Here is a 17,719-nt window from a genome sequence, read left to right as displayed (position 1 = left end):
CTGCCGACCAATCGCAGGCCAACCTGCTGACCAACTACAGAGCGATAGGAGAATGTCATGCCGTCCCCAACGATCGTCCTCGTCCACGGAGCGTTCGCCGACGCCGCCAGCTGGGCGCCCGTCACCCGTATTCTGCTCGATCGAGGCCACACCGTGATCGCGCCACCTTTGTACATGCGGAGCCTCGCTGCCGACGCCGCATCCCTGCGGGCTCTCGTCGAGCACATCGACGGACCTGTCCTGCTCGCCGGACATTCGTACGGGGGAGCGGTCATCACGATCGCGGGTGAGGCGGCCAACGTCGTCGGGCTCGTCTACGTCTCCGGTTACGCCCTCGATACCGGAGAGACGATCTCGAAGCTGCAGGGAGGATTCCCCGATTCGGAGCTCATCGCAAACCTCATCTTCACGCCGTTCCCCATTCCGGGCCAAGAGGACGGCTCCGACGTCTCCGTGAAGATCGACGCGTTCCCGCACATCTTCGCCGCGGGCCTCGACCCGCGTGTCAGCGAGGTCCTCGCTGTCTCGCAGCGACCGCTGGCTGCATCCGTGTTCGCCGAAGAGGCGTCCGCGGCCGCGTGGAAGACCAAGCCGGCGTGGGGGATCGTCTCGGCTGATGACCACACCATCAACCCCGACGTCGAACGGTTCGGCTACACCCGGGCCGGCATCGCCGACGTCATTGAACTGAAGGCGCCGCACCTGGTCATGCAGACCAACCCGCAGGACGTCGTGGATGTCATCGAACGTGCCGTGGCCGGTAGTGGCGGTGCGCAGGGCTGACCAGGCGCTGCGCCGTCCTCTATCTGACATAATGTGCATTATCAGCGTAACGATATCCCGCGGCGACACGGCACATCCCCACTCCTGACAGCACGCATGCGGCGCGCTAGTGTCAGCAACGAACCGCCTGTGAAGCGGCCGCCGCTCTCGAAGGGATGACGTCATGAGCGCTACAGATCCGACCGACCCGATGCTGCACGAGTTCTCGCTGGATGCCCGGAACATGACCCGTGGGGCCATCAACGCCATCCGCACGGCGCTGGGCGTCAGCGGCGCCGTCGCGCTGATCCTGGGCATCGTCCTGCTGTTCTGGCCCGAGAAGACGCTGTCGGTGCTGGCGATCTTCCTGGGGATCTACTTCCTGGTCGCCGGGATCATGCGCCTCGGGATCGGCATCTTCAGCCGCGGGATGCGCGGCGGCTCTCGAGCACTCAACATCATTCTCGGAGTCCTGCTCATTTTCGCCGGCATCGTCGCACTGAAGAACGTCTCGGCCGCAGCGGTCACGCTGGTGATCTTCGCCATCGCCTTCATCGGCGTCGGCTGGATCATCGACGGCGTCATGGCGCTGGCCGAAGCCGGACGCGCCGCATCGTCCGGCTGGGCCATCGCGTTCGGCATCCTGAGCATCATCGCCGGCATCGTCGTGCTGGTGCTGCCGGCGTCGTCCGCGGTGTTCCTGCTGTTCTTCGCGGCGTTCTCGCTGATCGTCCTGGGCGTGATCGGGATCGTGCGGGCGTTCACCTTCGGACGCGAGGTGCTGAAGGCGACCGACTCCCCTGCCGCTACGCCGCGCGTCGCCTGATCGTATACGATCTAGCGCGGCAGATTCGTGCCGAATGTGCGGAAAGGCAGAGCCAAAACGCACATTCGGCACGAATCGCGCCCCAGGCTCAGCGGTGGTTGCTGCGGCTCGGGAGGTGCTGCGCCCACCAGTCGAGGATGATGTCGAAGCGTTCCTGGCGGTGGCGCGGCCGCCCGCTGCGGCTCAACTCATGGTCTTCGCCCGGGAAGATGACGAGTTCCGTCTCCACTCCCCTGCGCTTGAGCGCCGCGTAGTAGCGCTCGGCCTGCCCGAGCGGGCAGCGCAGGTCATGGGACGAGTGCAGCACGAGCGTCGGCGTGCGCACCTGGTCCACGACGGCCTGCGGGCTCTGCGACCGCATCAGCTCCGGGTCCGTCCCGGTGTACTCGTCGCCGAAGAAGCTGCCGATGTCGCTGGTTCCGACGAACGCGTCCGGGTCGAGGAATCCGCGCTCCACGATCGACGCGGCGAAGCGGTGATCGTGCGCGATCGTCCAGGCCGTGAGGTAGCCGCCGTACGAGCCGCCCATGATCCCGACGCGTTCGGCGTCGAGGCCCGGCACCTCGGCGATCGCGCCGTCGAGGAAGTCGAGCACGTCCGTGAGGTCGACCGTGCCCATCCGCTGACGGATGACCCGGCCGTGCTCCTGGCCGTACCCCGCAGAACCGCGCGGGTTCGACATGACGACCGCGTAGCCGGCCGCGGCATACACCTGCGCCTCGTCGAAGAGAGCGTGCGTGTACGAAGCGAACGGCCCGCCGTGGATGTTGAGCAGCACGGGATGCGGCCCTTCGCTCTCGGGGGCCAGCACCCAGCCGTGCACGGGATAGCCGTCGCGGCCGGTGACCGTGAGCTCGCGCGGCTCGATGATGCCCGTCGAGCGCAGCGGAGCCGAGAAGTCGGTCAGGCGGCGCAGACCGGCACTCTCGACGACGGCGACGTCTCCGGTCGTCCGCGCGTCGGCGAAGGAGACGACGATCGTCTCGCCCGCCGCATCCGCACCGCCCACGACCGTGTGGTCGTCGGTAAGGCGCCGGCTCTCCCCCGCCGCGTTCACCTCGGTCAGGACGAGCGCTCCGCGGCTGCGGTCGACGAGGAGCACCGAGTCGTCGGCTCGCGGCGCGATGTCGGACTCGGTGAAGTCGACCGACTCCGGGTCGGTCAGTCGGCGCGGCGCGGAGCCCGCGGCGTCGATCACGTAGAGAGCAGCGTTCTTGGCGACGAAGTCGCGCCCGGTCTGGCCGACGTCCTGCGCGGTGAAGAACAGGGCGCCACCGCCGGCGTAGTGCGCGGCGATCACGCTGCACGACCCGTGCGAGCCGGTCAGATCGCGCGCCTCTCCCCCGTCGACCGGAACGAGGAACACGTTCGACCGGAGGTCGAGGTCGCGGCTGGCGTGCCGTTCGGAGATGAAGGCGATGCTCCGGCCGTCCGGCGAGAACGAGATCGCGCCGTCGTCCCAGGGACCGTCGGTCAGCTGACGCGGCTCGGTGACCGACGGCGCCGGGTCGGTCGACCCGTCCGGTCTCGGCGCGGGGTCCGGGATGGGCGCAGCCCACACGTCCGGCACCGGCACGGTGAAGACGTGGGCACGCCGATCGGTGACGTAGCCGAGGCCGTTCGCCTGATATTTCAGGGTGTCGATCCGACGGGCGGACTCCCCGTTCGGGTCGATGCCCTCGACCGTGCCGTAGCGGCCCTGTTCGGGCACACGGCTGACGAACGCGAGCGTCCGCGCGTCGGGCGACCAGGCGAACTCGGAGACGCCGAGGGTGCGGTCGGTGACGGCGACCGGCTCGCCGCCGGCGGCGTCGACGACGTACAGCTGCGGCGCCTTCTTCGGCTCGGCGCGGAGGAAGGCGAGCAGGCGTCCGTCGGGCGAGAATCGCGGCGCCGTGTCGCGGAACCCGCGCGTCAGCAGGCGCGGAGCGGCGTGACCGGTGAGCGGGATGCTCCACAGCTGCCCCACCGTGGCGTCCGCCTCCAGGGATGGCCGGGTCACCGACACGACGGCCTTCGCGCCGCCGGGGTGGACCGTCGGCGTCGAGACGCCGGTCAGCAGGCCGAGGTCGGCGGGCTTCACTCGACGACCGGCGTGAAGCTCGACACGTCCCCGACGAGGCGCGTGTGGTCGGCGGGGATGGGGTCGACGACGGCCGCGGCGACCTCGGCCGCGAACTCGCTGACGTTGTAGAGGCGGCCGGCGGCCTCCTTGCGCGCGTCGATGGCGCCCGGGTTGAGACGGTTGAGCAGGGTCGCCGTGATGGTGCCCTCGATCATGTCGCCGGAGACGACCACGAACTCGACGCCCTTCTCGGTGAGCGACGGGAGCAGCGCGCGCAGCGCATCCTCTCCCGCTCGCTTGCTCAGAGCCACGGCCTCGTACTCGGGCATGGTCGGCGTCGTCCGGATGAAGTGCGCCTGGTGGCTGGTGACGAAGACGACTCGCGAACCCTCGCCCAGAAGCGGCAGGGCCGCGGTGAGGGTGTTCACCTGGGCGTCGCGGTTGAGCTGCATGGCGTAGTCCTCGGCCATGCCGGACTCCATTCCGCCGGAGGCATTGAGCACCAGGATGTCGAGGCCGCCCCACGCCTCGGCGACTGTCCGGAACATGGCCTCGACGGAGTCCGGGTCGGTCAGGTCGGCACCGACCGCGATGGCCGTCCCGCCCTGCTCGACGATGGAGTCGACGAGCTTCTGGGCCCGCGCCTCCTTGTTGCGGTAGTTGATGACGACACTCGCGCCCGCCTCGGCGAGGTACTGCGCGGTGTCGGCGCCGATCCCGCGTGACGAGCCGGTGACGAGGGCGCGCTTGCCCGTCAGCGAACCAGGTGAAAGGGGGTTTGCCACGAAAACTCCTCGGCGTCGATGTCTGCATCCTGAGACTACCAAGTGGGGTGGAATCGGCGTGGGCCGCACCTGATACGGTCGGAGAAAGCAGTGAAAGGGGGACGTCATGGACATCACGTCCTTCGCCTGGATCGTCTGGCTCGTCCTCATCCTGATCTTCGTGATCATCGAGATGCTGACGCTCGACTTCGTCTTCCTGATGATCGCCATCGGCAGCCTCGGCGGCCTCGTCTCCGGCCTGTTCGGAGCACCCTGGTGGCTCCAGCTGATCATCGCGGCGATCCTCTCCGTCGTCCTCATCTTCTTCATTCGACCGCCGCTGCTCCGCGCGCTGAAGCGCGGGGGCGACCCGGCGAAGAGCAACATCGACCGGCTGATCGGGATGGGCGGCGTCGTCGTTTCGACCGTCACCCGCACGACGGGGCTCGTGAAGCTGCAGGTCGGCGAGACCTGGACCTCGCGCCTCGCGGACAGCGCCTTTACCGGCGGCGACCGTGGGGAGCTCGTGCCCGGGGAGCATGTGATCGTGGTCTCGATCGAGGGTGCGACCGCCGTCGTCGCTCCCGCACCGGTCTCCGCAGGTACCGACGGCCTCACCGAGAGGATCACTCCGTGAACGATCCGAGCCAGCTGATCCTGACCATCGTGGTCAGCATCATCGTCCTGATCATCGCGATCTTCGTGCTGGTCACGCTGTTCCGCGCGATCCGCATCATCCCCCAGGCGCGCGCCGGTGTCGTGGAGAGGCTCGGCCGGTACCACAAGACGTTGATGCCCGGGCTCAACGTGGTCGTGCCCTTCATCGACAAGGTGCGGCCGCTGATCGACATGCGCGAGCAGGTCGTCTCGTTCCCGCCGCAGCCGGTCATCACCGAAGACAACCTGGTCGTCTCGATCGACACGGTCGTGTACTTCCAGGTGACGGATGCGCGCGCCGCGACCTACGAGATCGCCAACTATCTGGGCGCGGTCGAGCAGCTGACCACGACGACGCTCCGTAACGTCGTCGGCGGTCTGAACCTCGAAGAGGCGCTGACCAGCCGCGACAACATCAACGGCCAGCTGCGCCTCGTTCTCGACGAGGCCACCGGCAAGTGGGGCATCCGCGTCTCCCGCGTCGAGCTCAAGGCGATCGATCCCCCCACGTCCATCCAGGACTCGATGGAGAAGCAGATGCGCGCGGAACGTGACCGGCGCGCTGTGATCCTGACGGCGGAGGGCACGAAGCAGTCCGAGATCCTCAACGCCGAGGGACTGCGGCAGGCCGCAATCCTCAAAGCGGAGGGCGACGCGAAAGCGGCGGTCCTCCGCGCCGAGGGCGAGGCGCAGGCGATCACGACCGTGTTCGGTGCGATCCACCAGGGCAACCCGGACAACCTCCTGCTCGCCTACCAGTACCTCCAGACGCTCCCGAAGCTCGCCGAGGGTCCCGCCAACAAGCTCTGGATCATCCCGAGCGAGCTGACCGAGGCGCTCAAGGGCATCGGGCAGGCCTTCGGGCCGACGACCGGCGCGCCACGGCCCCCGGCGACGGGAGCCGGGGCCGGGTCGGTGCCGCCGGTCGCTCCGGCAGCCGAGACCGGGCCGGCGGCACCGACCGCGCCGTGACGTTCCTCGACGGAGCCGGGACGCGCATCATCGCGCATCGCGGCCTCGCCCTCGACGCGCCGGAGAACACGCTCCTGGCGTTCCTCCGCGCCCTCTCGGCGGGCGCGACGCACCTCGAGACCGACATCCACGCCTCGGCGGACGGCGTCGCCGTGATCGCCCACGACCCGGACCTCGCCCGGGTCGCCGGGCGCAACGTGAACGTCGGGCAGCTGACGATGACCGAGCTGCGCCGCATCGAGCTGGGTCACGGGCAGGGCTTCTGCTCTCTCGCCGAGGCCCTTGATGCGTTCCCGCAGGCGCGCTTCAACATCGATGTGAAGGATGCGCGCGCAGCTGCACCGGCGGTGGCGGCCATCCGCGATGCCCGGGCGACCGGGCGGGTGCTCATCACCAGCTTCTCGAGCGAGCGGAGACGCGCCGTCGCCGACGCGCTCCCCGGTGTCGCTTCCTCCCCCGCCGTGTCCGAGTTCTTCCCCGCCCTGATCGGCGCCCGGCTCGGGATCGTCCCTCTGGTCCACCGGGCTCTGCGCGGTTTCGTCGCCGTCCAGGTTCCCGAGCGGCGTGGTCCGTTGCGGATCGTCACACGGCGGGTCGTCGAGCGCATCCACGCGGCCGGGGCCGAAGTGCACGTGTGGACGGTCAACGATCCCGCCGACATGGTCCGGCTGCTCGACCTCGGGGCCGACGGCATCGTCACGGACCGCTGCGACATCCTGAAGTCCGTGGTGGCGTCAAGAACCTGACGACCGGCGGCCTCGCGCTGCCGACTCTGAGAGGGCACTGGGAGAAACGCTCTCCTGGAAAGAGAATCCCCAGCTTGACCGTTTATAACTGTGAGGATTCGCGCGCACTAGAGGAGACCACACAATGGCAGATCGAAGCTTGCGCGGCATGAGAATCGGCGCCCAAAGCCTACAGAGTGAAGAAGGCGTCGTCTACTCTCCGCGTTCCCGTTACAACTATCTTTGCCTCACCTGCGGCAAGGAGACCGACGTCGTGTTCTCGGCCGAGGCCGAGGCCCCCGAGACCTGGGAGTGCAAGCACTGCGGCCAGGAGGCGCGCCTGCTGATCGGCGACACCCCCGTCGAGGTCGACCACTCCGACGTCAAGACCCCCCGCAGCCACTGGGACATGCTGCTGGAGCGCCGCACCCGCGCCGAGCTCGAGGAACTCCTCGAGGAGCGCCTGCAGTACCTGCGGTCGCGTCGCGGAACGAGCGAGCACAAGCACACCGCCTGACCCCGTCAGGCCACCGGGCCGTTCTCACCCTCGCGGTGGGAGCGGCCTTTTCGTCGTCGGCAGGGGCCCGCGCCGGGCGGTGAACGCCACGATCAAGCCGAACAGTCCAAGCCCGGCGACCAGGAACTCGATTCCGCGGCTGAGCAGCGTGGCCGGCGTCGTCGTGGTCCCGAGCGGGACGTCCGCGACCATGTGCCCGGGCTTGAACGGCGGGATGGAGCTGATCGTGCGACCGTCGGGCCCGATGATCTGGCTGCTGCCCACCGTCGAGATGTTCACCAGCGACCGCCCCGCCTCGATCGCGCGCAGGCGGGCGATCGCGAGCTGCTGCTGGTTCTCGTCCGTCTCGCCGAAGTCCGCGTTGTTGGTCTGAGCGAGGATCACCTGCGCTCCCCCGCGCATCATGTCCGTCAGCAGCTGGTCGTCGACGATGTCGAAGCAGATGGAGATGCCGGCGCGGACGCCGCCGACGTCGAAGACGTTGTCCCGCGTCCCCGGCGTGTAGTCGCGACCGATCAGGTCGATGAGCTGCGGAGCGAACGGACGCCAGAACGCGCGGTCGGGAACGTACTCCCCGAACGGCACGGGGTGCTTCTTGTCGTAGTAATCGACGGCGCCTTTCCCGGCCTCCCACTGCAGCGAGGTGTTGTAGAGGCGGTCGTCACGCGAGGTGATCGTACCGACGACGAACGGGGCTCCGAACTTGCGGCTCAGCGCATCCAGGATCGCCGCATTGTCGGGGTCCCGCGTCGGGTCCGGCAGGGCGGACCCCTCCGGCCAGACCACCATGTCGACCTTCTTCGCGCCGGACACCTGCGAGGACGGGATGCGCAACGTCTCCGCCACCTGCGAGTTGAACACCGCGCCGACGGGCGCGTTGTCGAAGTACCCGGCCGGTCCGTTGCCCTGCACGGCGGCGATCCGCGTCGATCCGCTGGTCGTCGCGGGCCAGGCGGGGATCGCGAACACGAGCGCGACCGCTGCCCCTGCCAGGAGCCAGCGCTGCACCGTTCGCACGTCCAGCGCGCCGGGAAGCTCAAGCAGGAACGCCACCAGCCACACCATCACGAAGCTCACACCCGAGATACCGATCCACGCGACCATCGGGGCGAGCGGGCTGAGGGACTGCGACTCGGCGACGCGCCCCCAGGAGAAGCCGCCGTACGGCCAGGTGCCGGTCACGAACTCCCGCAGCACCCAGAGGCCGCTGACGATCACCGGCAGCAGTCCGAGCCGCCCGAGCAGGGTCGGGAAAGCCCGAGGCACCCACCGGTACGCAAGCGTGATCAGGATGCCGCCGACACCCCAGAACAGGGCCTCCAGTGTCGAGAGGGCCACCCAGGGCACCGGGCCCAAGTACAACGCCGTCCACGACACGTGGACGAGGTAGAACGCCTCCCCCGCCACCCAGCCGACCAGGAACGCCGAGCCTGCGCGGCGGCCGCGCTGCGCGAGCAGCACCATCGCGATGCCGACGAACGTCAGCGGCCACCAGTCCTTGTCCGGGAACCCCGCATCGAGCACCGGGCCGGCGGCCGCGGCGACCAGCACCGCGAGCCAGAGCGGAAGGGGGGCTCGCGGGACGGTCTGCACGAAGGGAGAGCCTAAAGCATCCGCGTGTGGGGGCCGTTCAGGATGCGCGACGCGGTCGCGCGGGCCGCTCTCGAGCCGCGTCAAGCGACCGAGGAGTAGGCGACGATCCCGCGCCGGATGGACTCCAGCGCCTGCCGGGCGACCCGCCCAACGTTGCCCTGCGCGACGAGCGACAGCTGATCGAGGAGGTCGATCGTCTGCTTGGCCCAGCGGACGAAGTCGCCCGCCGCCATGTCGGCCTCTCTCAGCACGGCGTCGAGCCCGGAGCCGCGTGACCACATCCACATCGCGAGGGACAACGCCGTGGACGGCGGCTCGCTGCCCGGGAGCCGATTGTCCTGCTCCAGGTCGTCGAGGGTGCTCCACAACGTCGTCGTCTTCTCGAGCGCCGGGCGGAACGCGCCGCGCGGTAACGTGCGGTCGTTGGCCAGGCCGTCGTCGCGTCGCGGCTCGAAGACGAGGGCGCACGCCATGGCGGCGAGGCCCGACGCATCCAGATCCTTCCAGGCGTTGCGACGAAGGCACTCGGCGACCAGGAGGTCCCGCTCGCCGTAGATGCGCTTGAGGGTGCGGCCGTGGACGGTCAGCACGGTCTCGCCCTCCTCCTTCGTCAGGTAGCCGAGCTCCAGGAGCACGTCGGACACGCGATCGAAGACCTTGGCGACGGCGCCCGTGCGCGACTGGATCTGCGACCGCAGCCGGTCGGTGTCGCGCTTCAGCTTCCACCAGCGCTCCGCCCACCGCGCGTGCTGCTCACGCTCGGGGCAGCGGTGGCAGGGGTGGTCCTTCATCCGCTTGCGCAGCGCTGCCAGCTGGCGCTGCCGCTTCTCACGGTCGCTGTTGGATGCCGACTCGATGCGGGATCCCGAGCGCTCCAGGTCCGTCAGCTCTCGACGGATGGCGAAGTACTCCCGGAAGTCGCCGAGGTGGCACGTCATCGCCTCCTCATAGCCGGCGAGCGACTGCTCCTGCTGCATCGCCTTGCGGGCGAGGTCGACCACCGCACGGTCGGCCTGGAACTGAGCGAACGACGACTCGAGGATCTCCCGGGTGCGCGGCCGGCCGAACTGGTCGATCAGGTTCACCGCCATGTTGTACGTCGGCCGGAAGCTGGAGTTCAGCGGATAGCTGCGACGGGAGGCGAGAGAGGCGACCGACTGCGGGTCCAGCCCGTCCTCCCACTGGATGACGGAGTGCCCCTCCACGTCGATGCCGCGGCGACCGGCTCGACCGGTCAGCTGGGTGTACTCCCCCGGTGTGATCGGGACGCGGGCCTCGCCGTTGAACTTCTCCAGCTTCTCCAGCACCACCGTCCGGGCGGGCATGTTGATGCCGAGCGCGAGCGTCTCTGTCGCGAAGACGACCTTGACGAGCTTCCGGCGGAACAGCTCCTCGACGACCTCCTTGAAGGCCGGCAGCAGGCCGGCGTGGTGCGCGGCCACACCGCGCTCCAGCCCCTCCAGCCACTCCCAGTAGCCGAGAACCGCCAGATCCTCGTCGAGCAGCGTGCGACACCGCTCCTCCACGATCGCGCGGATCTCGTCCCGCTCGTGCTTCTCGGTCAGGCGCACGCCGGCCCGGAGCACCTGCCGTACCGCCTGGTCGCAGCCGTTGCGGCTGAAGATGAAGAAGATCGCAGGCAGCAGATTGCGGTCGTCGAGCAGCGCGACCAGATCCGACCGGCTCATCCGGAAGGTGTCCGGACGACCGCCCTTGGAGTGGTAGCGGCCCACATCACGCATCTGCCGGCTGCTCAGCACCCGGCCGCCGTAGCGCGCCATCTGCACGAGCTCCGGGTTGACCCGGTTGGTGGCGGCGAGCCCCGACGAGTCGAACAGGTCGATGAGCTTGGAGCGCATCAGGATGTGCTGCTCCAGCGGCACCGGGCGCTCCTCCGACACGACGACATCGGTGTCGCCGCGGACGGCCTGAAGCCAGTCGCCGAACTCCTCGGCGTTCGACACGGTGGCGCTGAGCGACACCATCCGCACCTCCGACGGCAGGTGGATGATGACCTCCTCCCACACGGCGCCCCGGAACCTGTCGGCGAGGTAGTGCACCTCGTCCATCACGACGTAGGCGAGATCGGTGAGGAGGTCGGAGTCCGCGTAGAGCATGTTGCGGAGCACCTCGGTCGTCATGACGACGATGCGGGCGTGCGAGTTGATGTTCGTGTCACCGGTGAGGAGCCCGACGGATTCGGGGCCGTACGCCTCCACGAACTCCTGGAACTTCTGGTTACTGAGCGCCTTCATCGGCGTCGTGTAGAAGACCTTCGCGTTGGCCTCGCGCATCGCGAGGAAGACGGCGAACTCGGCCACGATCGTCTTGCCGGCGCCGGTGGGGGCGGCGACGAGGACGCTGCGCCCGCGCTCCAAAGCCCCGCATGCCTCCCGCTGGAACGGGTCGAGGTCGAACCGGAGACTCGCGCGGAAGGTCTCGAGCAGCGGCTGGCGGGCCCGGTCGCGCGAGGCGGCGAACCGCTCCGCCGGTGAGAGCGTCTGGTCGGTCACCCCACCAGCCTATGCCCGCGCGGTCAGGCGGCGAGCTCGGCCTCGAGTCGCAGCTCGCGCTTGGCCGCCCGGCGGTCGTGCAGCCAGGCGACGCCGTACGCGGCGAAGTAGAGGGCGACCATCGGGATGGCCAGGAGGAACATCGAGAGCACGTCGGCGGCCGGCGTGGCGATGGCGGTGAACAGGGCGATCAGGATGAGCGCCCAACGCCACGACGCGATGATCGACTTCGCGCTCAGCACGCCGACGAAGTTCAGCAGCACCAGGAAGACCGGGAGGACGAACGCGATGCCGACGGCGATGACCAGTTTGAGGATGAAATCGAAGTAGGTCTTCGCCTGGATGATCGCCGAGTCGGGCTCCGGCGCGAAGCTCGTCAGCAGGCTCACGATGTGCGGGACGAGCAGCCACCCGGTCACACCGCCCGCGATGAACAGCGGGACGGCGGTGAAGAAGAAGCCGAAGCCGTAGCGGAGCTCCTTGCGCGTCATGGCGGGGACGAAGAACGCCCAGATCTGGTAGAGCCAGACCGGGCTGGAGATGATCGCGCCGATGGTGATCGCGACCTGCATCTTCAGGTCGAACGCGCCCGTGATGCTGTCGTAGTTGAGCATCGCCTCGCGGCCCTGCTGCTTCGCGATGTCGGTGATCGGACCGCGCAGCGCATCCATCACATAGCCGCTGAGAAACCAGCCGATGACGGCGCCACCCACCAGAGCGAGGGCGGAACGGAAGAGGCGTTTGCGAAGCTCGATGAAGTGCTCGGCGAGCGTCATCCGTCCTTCGCGGCTCTTGCCTCGCTTCGTGGAGGCCACCGGACTACGGCTTCGGGTTCGACTCGGTCGAGGGGTCGACGGGAGCCGGGGCGGGCGTCACCGTCGGCGCTGCGGTGCTCTGCGCGGTGGGCGTGGTGGCGGTGCCGTCGGAAGCCTGGTCGGACTTGCCGTCCTTGCCGTCCTTCTTCAGCTCGTCGACCTCACCCTTGAAGATCCGCATCGACTGGCCGATGCTCTTGGCGAGCGCCGGAAGCTTGGGCGCACCGAAGAGCAGCAGGATCACGGCGAGGATGATGAGCAGATGCCATCCGGTCAGTCCTGCGAACATGAGATCAGGTCCTTCTCAAAAGGTGGGCGAAGCGAGCGGGCACCGTTGCGGGGTCCACATCGACCAGTAGTCTACCGCGCCGGACGCGGGCGTCCCTGCGAGCTTGCCGGGCGAACGCCTGCTCGGCGAGGTGATCCTGCCGCTGCGCACGGAGCTCATCGGCATCCGCCAGCACGGCCGGCTCGAAGGTGTCGTGGAGCTCCTCGGCTCGGCGCGACAGCACCTCCGCCTTCTCCATGAGCGCCGCGGCCTCGCGACCGGCGGCGACCACCTTGCGGAACAGCCACCAAGCGAAGAACGCGAGCATGCCGAGGAGACCGAGCACGAGCACGATCCAGATCACCAGCCACGACCACCAGGGCATGGGCTCAGCCTACCCGGCCCGCCGCCGGGTCAGAGGTAGCGTTCGACGCCCGCGCGGGCCCAGCCGGCGACCACTTGGCGCGCCTCGGGCGGGTCGAGCACCGTGAGCACGCCCGACAACCCGGCGACCAGCCGCTTGAGACCGTGGAAGTGCGCGACGCGGACGCTCGTGCGGATGACGCCGTCCCGCTCCTCGCGCTCTGCACCCTCGGGGATGTAGTCCTCGATCAGCGGGATCGCCGACGCCGACACCTCCACCGTCACCAGCTGGTCCTCCGGCGTGCCGGTGAACAGCGTCTCCGGCAGCTTCACGTCGCCCGGCCGATAGGTGATCGCCTCCTGCGTCGCGACCAGGTCATCGATCCGGTCGAGACGGAAGGTGCGGATGGCCGTGCGGAGGTGATCCCAGCCGCGCAGATACCAGTCCTGGTCGACGGATTCGATGCGCAGCGGGTCGACGCGGCGCCGTTCGCGCTCGCCACGGGAGCTGAGGTAATCGAACTCGACCTGCACGCCCGCGATGACCGCATCCCGGATCGTCGCCAGGGCCTCGTCGGTCTCCGACCGCGCGACCGCGAGCTGGCTCGGCGCCGCCGATGCGCCGCGGGCGAGCTTGGCCATGAGCGAGCCGATCGCATCCCGGTCGGCGTTCTCCGGCAGAGCGGTGAGGTACTGAAGCCCGGCGATGAGGGCTGCCGCCTCGCGTGCCGAGAAGCGGGGAGAATCGTCGATGGCGACCTGGTGGGTGAGGACGATCTGGTCGTTCTCCTCGAAGTCGTCCCAGGCGATGTCGAACAGGTCGCCCGGCTGGTACGCGTTGGTCTCGCCGGGGATGCCGGAAACGGCAATCAGCCGCACGGCGTCACGCAACTGGTCCTGGTCGACGCCGAAGTGCTCAGCGGCTTCCGCGACGCTCACGCGGTCGCGATCCATGAGGTAGGGCACGAGGGCGAGCAGGAAGGCGAGCTTGTCCTGCGCCTGCATCGGCTTGCGGCGCTCAGCCATCGCGGGCCTCCCCCGTCTCCGCGCCTGCCGAGCCGTTGGGCGCGGTTGGCGCGGTGTGCGCGGCGACCGTCGCCTGGAGTCGCTGGAGCACCTGGTCGCGCAGTTCCGGCGGGGCGAGGACCAGAACCTCGGGCCCGAAGGAGGACAGCTGGTCCGCGAGGATGTTGATGTCCGAGAAGTTGACGGTGAGCCGGACGGGCTCGCCCTCGGCGCCGACCGGCACTGCGTCGCCGTACCGCTTGCCCAGGCGCGTCGCCGCATCCGTGCCGGCGGTCACCTCGATCTCGGCGACGTTCGACTCCCAGATGCGCTCGAGTTCGAGCAGTGCCCTTTCGGCGAAGGCCTCGCCGTCGACGCGATACTGCTCCGGGTCGAAGACGCGGGACGTCAACTTGACCGGCCCGACGATGCGGGAGAGAAGGAAGGTCCGCGAGCCGCGGGCGTCCTGGTCGATCCCCTGCAGGTGCCACCGGCCCTGGTGCTGCACGAGCGAGAGAGGTGCGACGGTGCGCTGACGGGACGCGCTCTCGCCGGGCTTGAGGTACGGGAACTGCACCATGACGTGACGCTCCAGCGCCTGACTGAGCGGCTCGAAGGCGCTCTCGCGGACGCGGAGCCGCGGCGCATAGCCGACGACCGGATCATCCGCCTCGACGCCGAGCGATCGCAGCTTCATCAGAGCACGCCGGGACTCCCCCGACAGGGAACCCTCGCGCCACACGGCGGCCGCGAGGCCGAGCAGGGTCAGCTCCTCGGGCGAGAAGCTGACATCGGCCGGGAGGTCGTATGCCCCTTTGGGAATGCGGTACCGCAGCAGCTGATTGTTGCCGGACGCCTCGGGCGCCTCCACCGTCTCCAGCGGGACGCCGAGCTCGCGGATGTCGTCCTTGTCGCGCTCGAACTGCCGCTCCAGGCTGCTGTTGTCGCCGTGCGGCTCATACCGCTGGCGGTACCCCTGGACGGTCGACAGGATCTCGCTCTTGGTCAGGCCGTTCTCGGTCGCGAGCAGTGCCAGCACGAGGCTGAACAGGCGCTCCTCGACCGGGACGCGCGCGGGCGAAGAGGGGGAACGGGACACCCGTCCATCCTAGTCCGCGTCGTGCGTGCGCTAGCGGATCCCGAGGATGTCGACGACCCAGGCGGACGCCGCGACCTGGCCCTCGGCAGGCGCCTCGATCACGACCTGCGAGCCGACCTTCTTGCCCACCAGCTCGGCGAGCACCTTCTGCGGGAGAGCCTGGTTCAGCTGGCTCGCGCCCGTGTCGAGCTTCACGAAGTCCGGGGAACCGGACTGCCAGCTCGAGACGATGACGTTCTTGTCCTCCCAGCCGACGGCCGTGTAGTGGAGGATGGCGAACGAATCCTTCTTGACCGTCGCGCCGTCTCCGGCCTTCAGCTCCTCGCTGCGGACCTTCGTCGGAGCGGATCCGGACGACGGGATGGTGATTCCGGGCTGGCCGGTCGGCGCGAGCACGACGGTCGGGAACCCGTTCACCGACGGCCGGACCGCCCCGTTGGCCTTCGCCAGATACGCCTTCAGGATGTCGACGACGATCACGCCGGAGCTGGTCGCCCCTGCGCCGCCCGCGTCCTTCGGCGAGATGACCACGGCGACACGCGAGCCAACGGGAGCGCACTGCAGGCCCTTGCTCAGCGCCTCGTTGCCCGAGCCGAGCGCCAGCGGGTAGGTGTCGCCGCTGCCGTAAGACGTCTGCTGCACCTGACCGGTCTCGCCGTCGAGGATGGTGTACTGCATCTCGATGACCTGGCCCTTGTGGACCTGCTCACCGGTGCCCTCCGTGATGATGGTGCGCTCGGACTTCGTCGTGTCGAGCGGCGTCGGAACGGTGATCTTCGGCTTCGAGCCGATCTTCCCGGTCGCCTCCACCAGCTGCGAGGCCTTGCCCGAGGGCAGAGCAGTGGAGCAGTCGTTGTTCGGGTCGGTCGAGCATCCCGTGAGGACAGCGGCCACGAGGCCGACGGCGACCACGACAGCGGACGTTCTTCCGATGGTGACTCTGCGCACGTGTTCTCTTTCGGTCGGGGCGTTGGAGGGCCAATTCATGCTAGCCGACGCCCGGAGCGTCCTCGTCCGCCTCACGGCCCTTCGCGAGCTCTGCGCTGGCGGCCGCCTCGCGCATCCGCTTACGGAGGCTCTTCGGGCTGGACTGCCGCTCGCCGAGAGCGCCGGGGGTCCAGGCCTCGACGTCCTCGTCGGAGTAGTCGGACTTCGACGGACGGCGCTTCAGCTCGGGCAGCACGGTCCCCGGGGCGAGCCGGCGGGCGGTGATCAGGAAGCCGGTGTGCGCGATCATCCGGTGGTCGGGCCGGACGGCCAGCCCCTCCACATGCCAACCGCGGACCATCGTCTCGTTCGACTGCGGGTGCGTGTAGTCGCCGGAGGCGCGGATGGCCTCGGCGACGCGGGACAGCTGGGTCACGGTGGCGACGTAGCAGATCACGACGCCGCCGGGCTTGAGCGCGCTGGTGACCGCGTCGAGCGTCTCCCACGGCGCCAGCATGTCCAGCACCACGCGGTCGACGGTTCCCGGTTCGACAGCGGCGGGCAGCGCATCCTGCAGATCGCCGACGGTCAGCGTCCAGTTGGCGGGCTCGCTGCCGAGGAACGTCGCAGCGTTGTCGCGCGCGACGTCGGCGAACTCCTCGCGGCGCTCGAACGACAGCAGCCGGCCCTCCGGACCGATCGCACGCAGCAGCCAGAGCGAGAGCGCACCGGAGCCGACCCCCGCCTCGACGACGGTCGCGCCGGGGAAGATGTCCGCGAGCGCGAGGATCTGCGCAGCGTCCTTCGGGTAGACGATGGCCGCGCCTCGCGGCATCGACATGACGAAGTCGGTGAGCAGCGGACGCAGCGCGAGGTGCTCGACGCCCGCGTTGTTGGTGACGACCGAACCATCCGGCAAGCCGATGATGGCGTCGTGCTGCAGGACACCGCGGTGGCTGTGGAACTCTTTTCCCGGCTGCAGCGTGATGGTGTTCATCCGGCCCTTCGGACCGGTGAGCTGCACGCGGTCGCCCGCGCGGAACGGGCCGGCGCTGCGCGGAGTCTCGTTCATCGGTTCGCCGCCTCACGGTGTGCGCGGGCGACGGCGAAGACGTCCTCCGCGGTGCGGCCGTCCAGCGACGACCACAGCGTGTGCTCCTCCGACTCCGGCAGCGGCACGATGTGCGGCACGCCGATCGTCGTCGCGCCGGACGCCACGGCGGACGCGAGGCCCACCAGGGAGTCCTCCAGGGCGACGGTGTGGCGGATGTCCACACCGAGCAGCTCGGCGGCGCGCAGGTACGGCTCCGGCGCGGGCTTCGGCTCGTCGACCTCGTCACCGCTCACGATCACATCGAACGCGTCGAACGGGATGTGCGCGACGATCTGCTCCGCCATCCTCCGCACCGACATGGTCACCAGCGCCGTCGGGATGCCGCGCTCGCGCAGCGACTCGAGCAGCTCGCGCGCGCCAGGGCGCCACGGCACGCCGTCCGCATCCAGCTTCTGCTGCACCCGGTCGGTCAGCCAGTGCACGATCTCGTCCGGCTCCATCGCCACACCGCGCGAGCGGAGGATCTCCGCCGAGTTCCAGAGGCCGAGGCCGACGAGCAGAAGACCGTCGTCGTGCGTCCAGGTACCGCCGAACGAGTGGACGAGCTCCACCTCCGACGCCATCCAGTACGGCTCGGTGTCGACGAGGGTGCCGTCCATGTCCCACAGCACGGCGGCGGGCAGGTCGGCAGAGCCGGTGTCGCTACGGGTATGTTCGCTGCGGGGGGAAGACGCGGTCACAACGGGCAAGTCTATCGGGAGAGCCGCGGGCCTATCCTGGATGGATGGCGTCCC

18 protein-coding genes are annotated in these 17,719 nt (G+C 69.1%); 6 read left to right on the top strand and 12 right to left on the bottom strand.

Features of this window, described 5'->3' with window-relative positions; translation table 11 throughout:
• The first annotated feature begins 57 nt into the window (after positions 1–57).
• Together H284_RS0100140 and H284_RS0100135 are read left to right on the top strand one after the other, a co-directional pair.
• Positions 58–783 (top strand): alpha/beta fold hydrolase, encoded by a 726-nt coding sequence (locus H284_RS0100140; protein WP_020074707.1) that lies wholly within the window; start codon positions 58–60, stop codon positions 781–783.
• Positions 784–946: 163 nt separating this feature from the next.
• Positions 947–1,588, top strand: coding sequence for an HdeD family acid-resistance protein (locus tag H284_RS0100135; protein WP_020074706.1), 642 nt, complete (start codon positions 947–949; stop codon positions 1,586–1,588).
• Between the two features lie 88 nt (positions 1,589–1,676).
• Here H284_RS0100135 and H284_RS0100130 read toward each other — a convergent pair whose 3' ends face one another.
• Positions 1,677–3,671: a S9 family peptidase gene (locus H284_RS0100130; protein WP_020074705.1), complete on the bottom strand. Its 1,995-nt coding sequence runs from the start codon at positions 3,669–3,671 to the stop codon at positions 1,677–1,679.
• Entirely contained in the window at positions 3,668–4,438 is a 771-nt protein-coding gene (locus H284_RS0100125; RefSeq protein ID WP_020074704.1) for an SDR family oxidoreductase, read from the bottom strand. Before H284_RS0100125 ends, H284_RS0100130 begins: the two co-directional genes overlap by 4 nt.
• 106 nt (positions 4,439–4,544) lie before the next feature.
• Between H284_RS0100125 and H284_RS0100120 the strand changes: the two genes are divergently transcribed.
• The 4 genes from H284_RS0100120 (at position 4,545) to H284_RS0100105 (ending at position 7,288) form a co-directional block, all read left to right on the top strand.
• The gene (locus tag H284_RS0100120) at positions 4,545–5,054 is read left to right on the top strand and encodes an NfeD family protein (RefSeq protein ID WP_018191071.1); all 510 of its coding nucleotides are present in this window, start codon (positions 4,545–4,547) and stop codon (positions 5,052–5,054) included.
• Positions 5,051–6,046 (top strand): SPFH domain-containing protein, encoded by a 996-nt coding sequence (locus tag H284_RS0100115; protein WP_020074703.1) that lies wholly within the window; start codon positions 5,051–5,053, stop codon positions 6,044–6,046. The genes H284_RS0100120 and H284_RS0100115 overlap by 4 nt, the downstream gene beginning before the upstream one ends.
• Positions 6,043–6,792: a glycerophosphodiester phosphodiesterase family protein gene (locus H284_RS0100110; protein WP_020074702.1), complete on the top strand. Its 750-nt coding sequence runs from the start codon at positions 6,043–6,045 to the stop codon at positions 6,790–6,792. The genes H284_RS0100115 and H284_RS0100110 overlap by 4 nt, the downstream gene beginning before the upstream one ends.
• A gap of 124 nt (positions 6,793–6,916) precedes the next feature.
• Positions 6,917–7,288, top strand: coding sequence for an RNA polymerase-binding protein RbpA (locus H284_RS0100105; protein ID WP_026307176.1), 372 nt, complete (start codon positions 6,917–6,919; stop codon positions 7,286–7,288).
• Between the two features lie 24 nt (positions 7,289–7,312).
• Here the strand turns inward: H284_RS0100105 and lnt are convergent, their stop codons facing one another.
• The 10 genes from lnt to H284_RS0100055 form a co-directional block, all read right to left on the bottom strand.
• Positions 7,313–8,881, bottom strand: coding sequence for an apolipoprotein N-acyltransferase (gene lnt, locus H284_RS0100100; protein WP_020074701.1), 1,569 nt, complete (start codon positions 8,879–8,881; stop codon positions 7,313–7,315).
• Positions 8,882–8,961: 80 nt separating this feature from the next.
• Positions 8,962–11,394, bottom strand: a complete 2,433-nt coding sequence (locus H284_RS0100095; RefSeq protein WP_020074700.1) for a DEAD/DEAH box helicase — start codon at positions 11,392–11,394, stop codon at positions 8,962–8,964.
• A 23-nt stretch (positions 11,395–11,417) separates the two neighbouring features.
• On the bottom strand, positions 11,418–12,170 hold the full coding sequence (gene tatC / locus H284_RS0100090) for a twin-arginine translocase subunit TatC (RefSeq protein WP_018191077.1): 753 nt from the start codon (positions 12,168–12,170) through the stop codon (positions 11,418–11,420).
• A gap of 43 nt (positions 12,171–12,213) precedes the next feature.
• Positions 12,214–12,498, bottom strand: a complete 285-nt coding sequence (gene tatA, locus H284_RS0100085) for a Sec-independent protein translocase subunit TatA (protein WP_018191078.1) — start codon at positions 12,496–12,498, stop codon at positions 12,214–12,216.
• 4 nt (positions 12,499–12,502) lie between these two features.
• Positions 12,503–12,862 carry a hypothetical protein gene (locus H284_RS0100080; RefSeq protein WP_020074699.1) on the bottom strand — a complete coding sequence of 120 codons (360 nt, stop codon included), beginning with the start codon at positions 12,860–12,862 and terminating at the stop codon, positions 12,503–12,505.
• A 29-nt stretch (positions 12,863–12,891) separates the two neighbouring features.
• Positions 12,892–13,866 carry a helix-turn-helix transcriptional regulator gene (locus H284_RS0100075; protein ID WP_018191080.1) on the bottom strand — a complete coding sequence of 325 codons (975 nt, stop codon included), beginning with the start codon at positions 13,864–13,866 and terminating at the stop codon, positions 12,892–12,894.
• Positions 13,859–14,944, bottom strand: a complete 1,086-nt coding sequence (locus tag H284_RS0100070) for a helix-turn-helix transcriptional regulator (RefSeq protein WP_020074698.1) — start codon at positions 14,942–14,944, stop codon at positions 13,859–13,861. The genes H284_RS0100075 and H284_RS0100070 overlap by 8 nt, the downstream gene beginning before the upstream one ends.
• A 30-nt stretch (positions 14,945–14,974) precedes the next feature.
• The gene (locus H284_RS0100065) at positions 14,975–15,892 is read right to left on the bottom strand and encodes an FKBP-type peptidyl-prolyl cis-trans isomerase (protein ID WP_051092440.1); all 918 of its coding nucleotides are present in this window, start codon (positions 15,890–15,892) and stop codon (positions 14,975–14,977) included.
• Between the two features lie 40 nt (positions 15,893–15,932).
• A complete protein-coding gene (locus H284_RS0100060) occupies positions 15,933–16,943 on the bottom strand; it encodes a tRNA (adenine-N1)-methyltransferase (RefSeq protein ID WP_020074696.1) in 1,011 nt (336 codons plus the stop codon).
• Positions 16,940–17,665: an HAD family hydrolase gene (locus H284_RS0100055; RefSeq protein WP_020074695.1), complete on the bottom strand. Its 726-nt coding sequence runs from the start codon at positions 17,663–17,665 to the stop codon at positions 16,940–16,942. Before H284_RS0100055 ends, H284_RS0100060 begins: the two co-directional genes overlap by 4 nt.
• Between the last annotated feature and the right edge of the window lie 54 nt (positions 17,666–17,719).

This window comes from Cryocola sp. 340MFSha3.1, assembly GCF_000383315.1.
Lineage (GTDB): Bacteria > Actinomycetota > Actinomycetes > Actinomycetales > Microbacteriaceae > Leifsonia.
The sequence above is the reverse complement of the archived record's forward strand: the minus strand, read 5'-3'. Positions and strand labels throughout refer to the sequence as shown.

Bases quoted from the DNA above. Each gene is read 5' to 3' on its own strand.
- H284_RS0100140 (WP_020074707.1), top strand. From the start codon at position 58: ATGCCGTCCCCAACGATCGTCCTCGTCCACGGAGCGTTCGCCGACGCC.
- H284_RS0100135 (WP_020074706.1), top strand. From the start codon at position 947: ATGAGCGCTACAGATCCGACCGACCCGATGCTGCACGAGTTCTCGCTG.
- H284_RS0100120 (WP_018191071.1), top strand. From the start codon at position 4,545: ATGGACATCACGTCCTTCGCCTGGATCGTCTGGCTCGTCCTCATCCTG.
- H284_RS0100105 (WP_026307176.1), top strand. From the start codon at position 6,917: ATGGCAGATCGAAGCTTGCGCGGCATGAGAATCGGCGCCCAAAGCCTA.
- tatC (WP_018191077.1), bottom strand. From the start codon at position 12,170: ATGACGCTCGCCGAGCACTTCATCGAGCTTCGCAAACGCCTCTTCCGT.
- tatA (WP_018191078.1), bottom strand. From the start codon at position 12,498: ATGTTCGCAGGACTGACCGGATGGCATCTGCTCATCATCCTCGCCGTG.
- H284_RS0100080 (WP_020074699.1), bottom strand. From the start codon at position 12,862: ATGCCCTGGTGGTCGTGGCTGGTGATCTGGATCGTGCTCGTGCTCGGT.
- H284_RS0100075 (WP_018191080.1), bottom strand. From the start codon at position 13,866: ATGGCTGAGCGCCGCAAGCCGATGCAGGCGCAGGACAAGCTCGCCTTC.
- H284_RS0100060 (WP_020074696.1), bottom strand. From the start codon at position 16,943: ATGAACGAGACTCCGCGCAGCGCCGGCCCGTTCCGCGCGGGCGACCGC.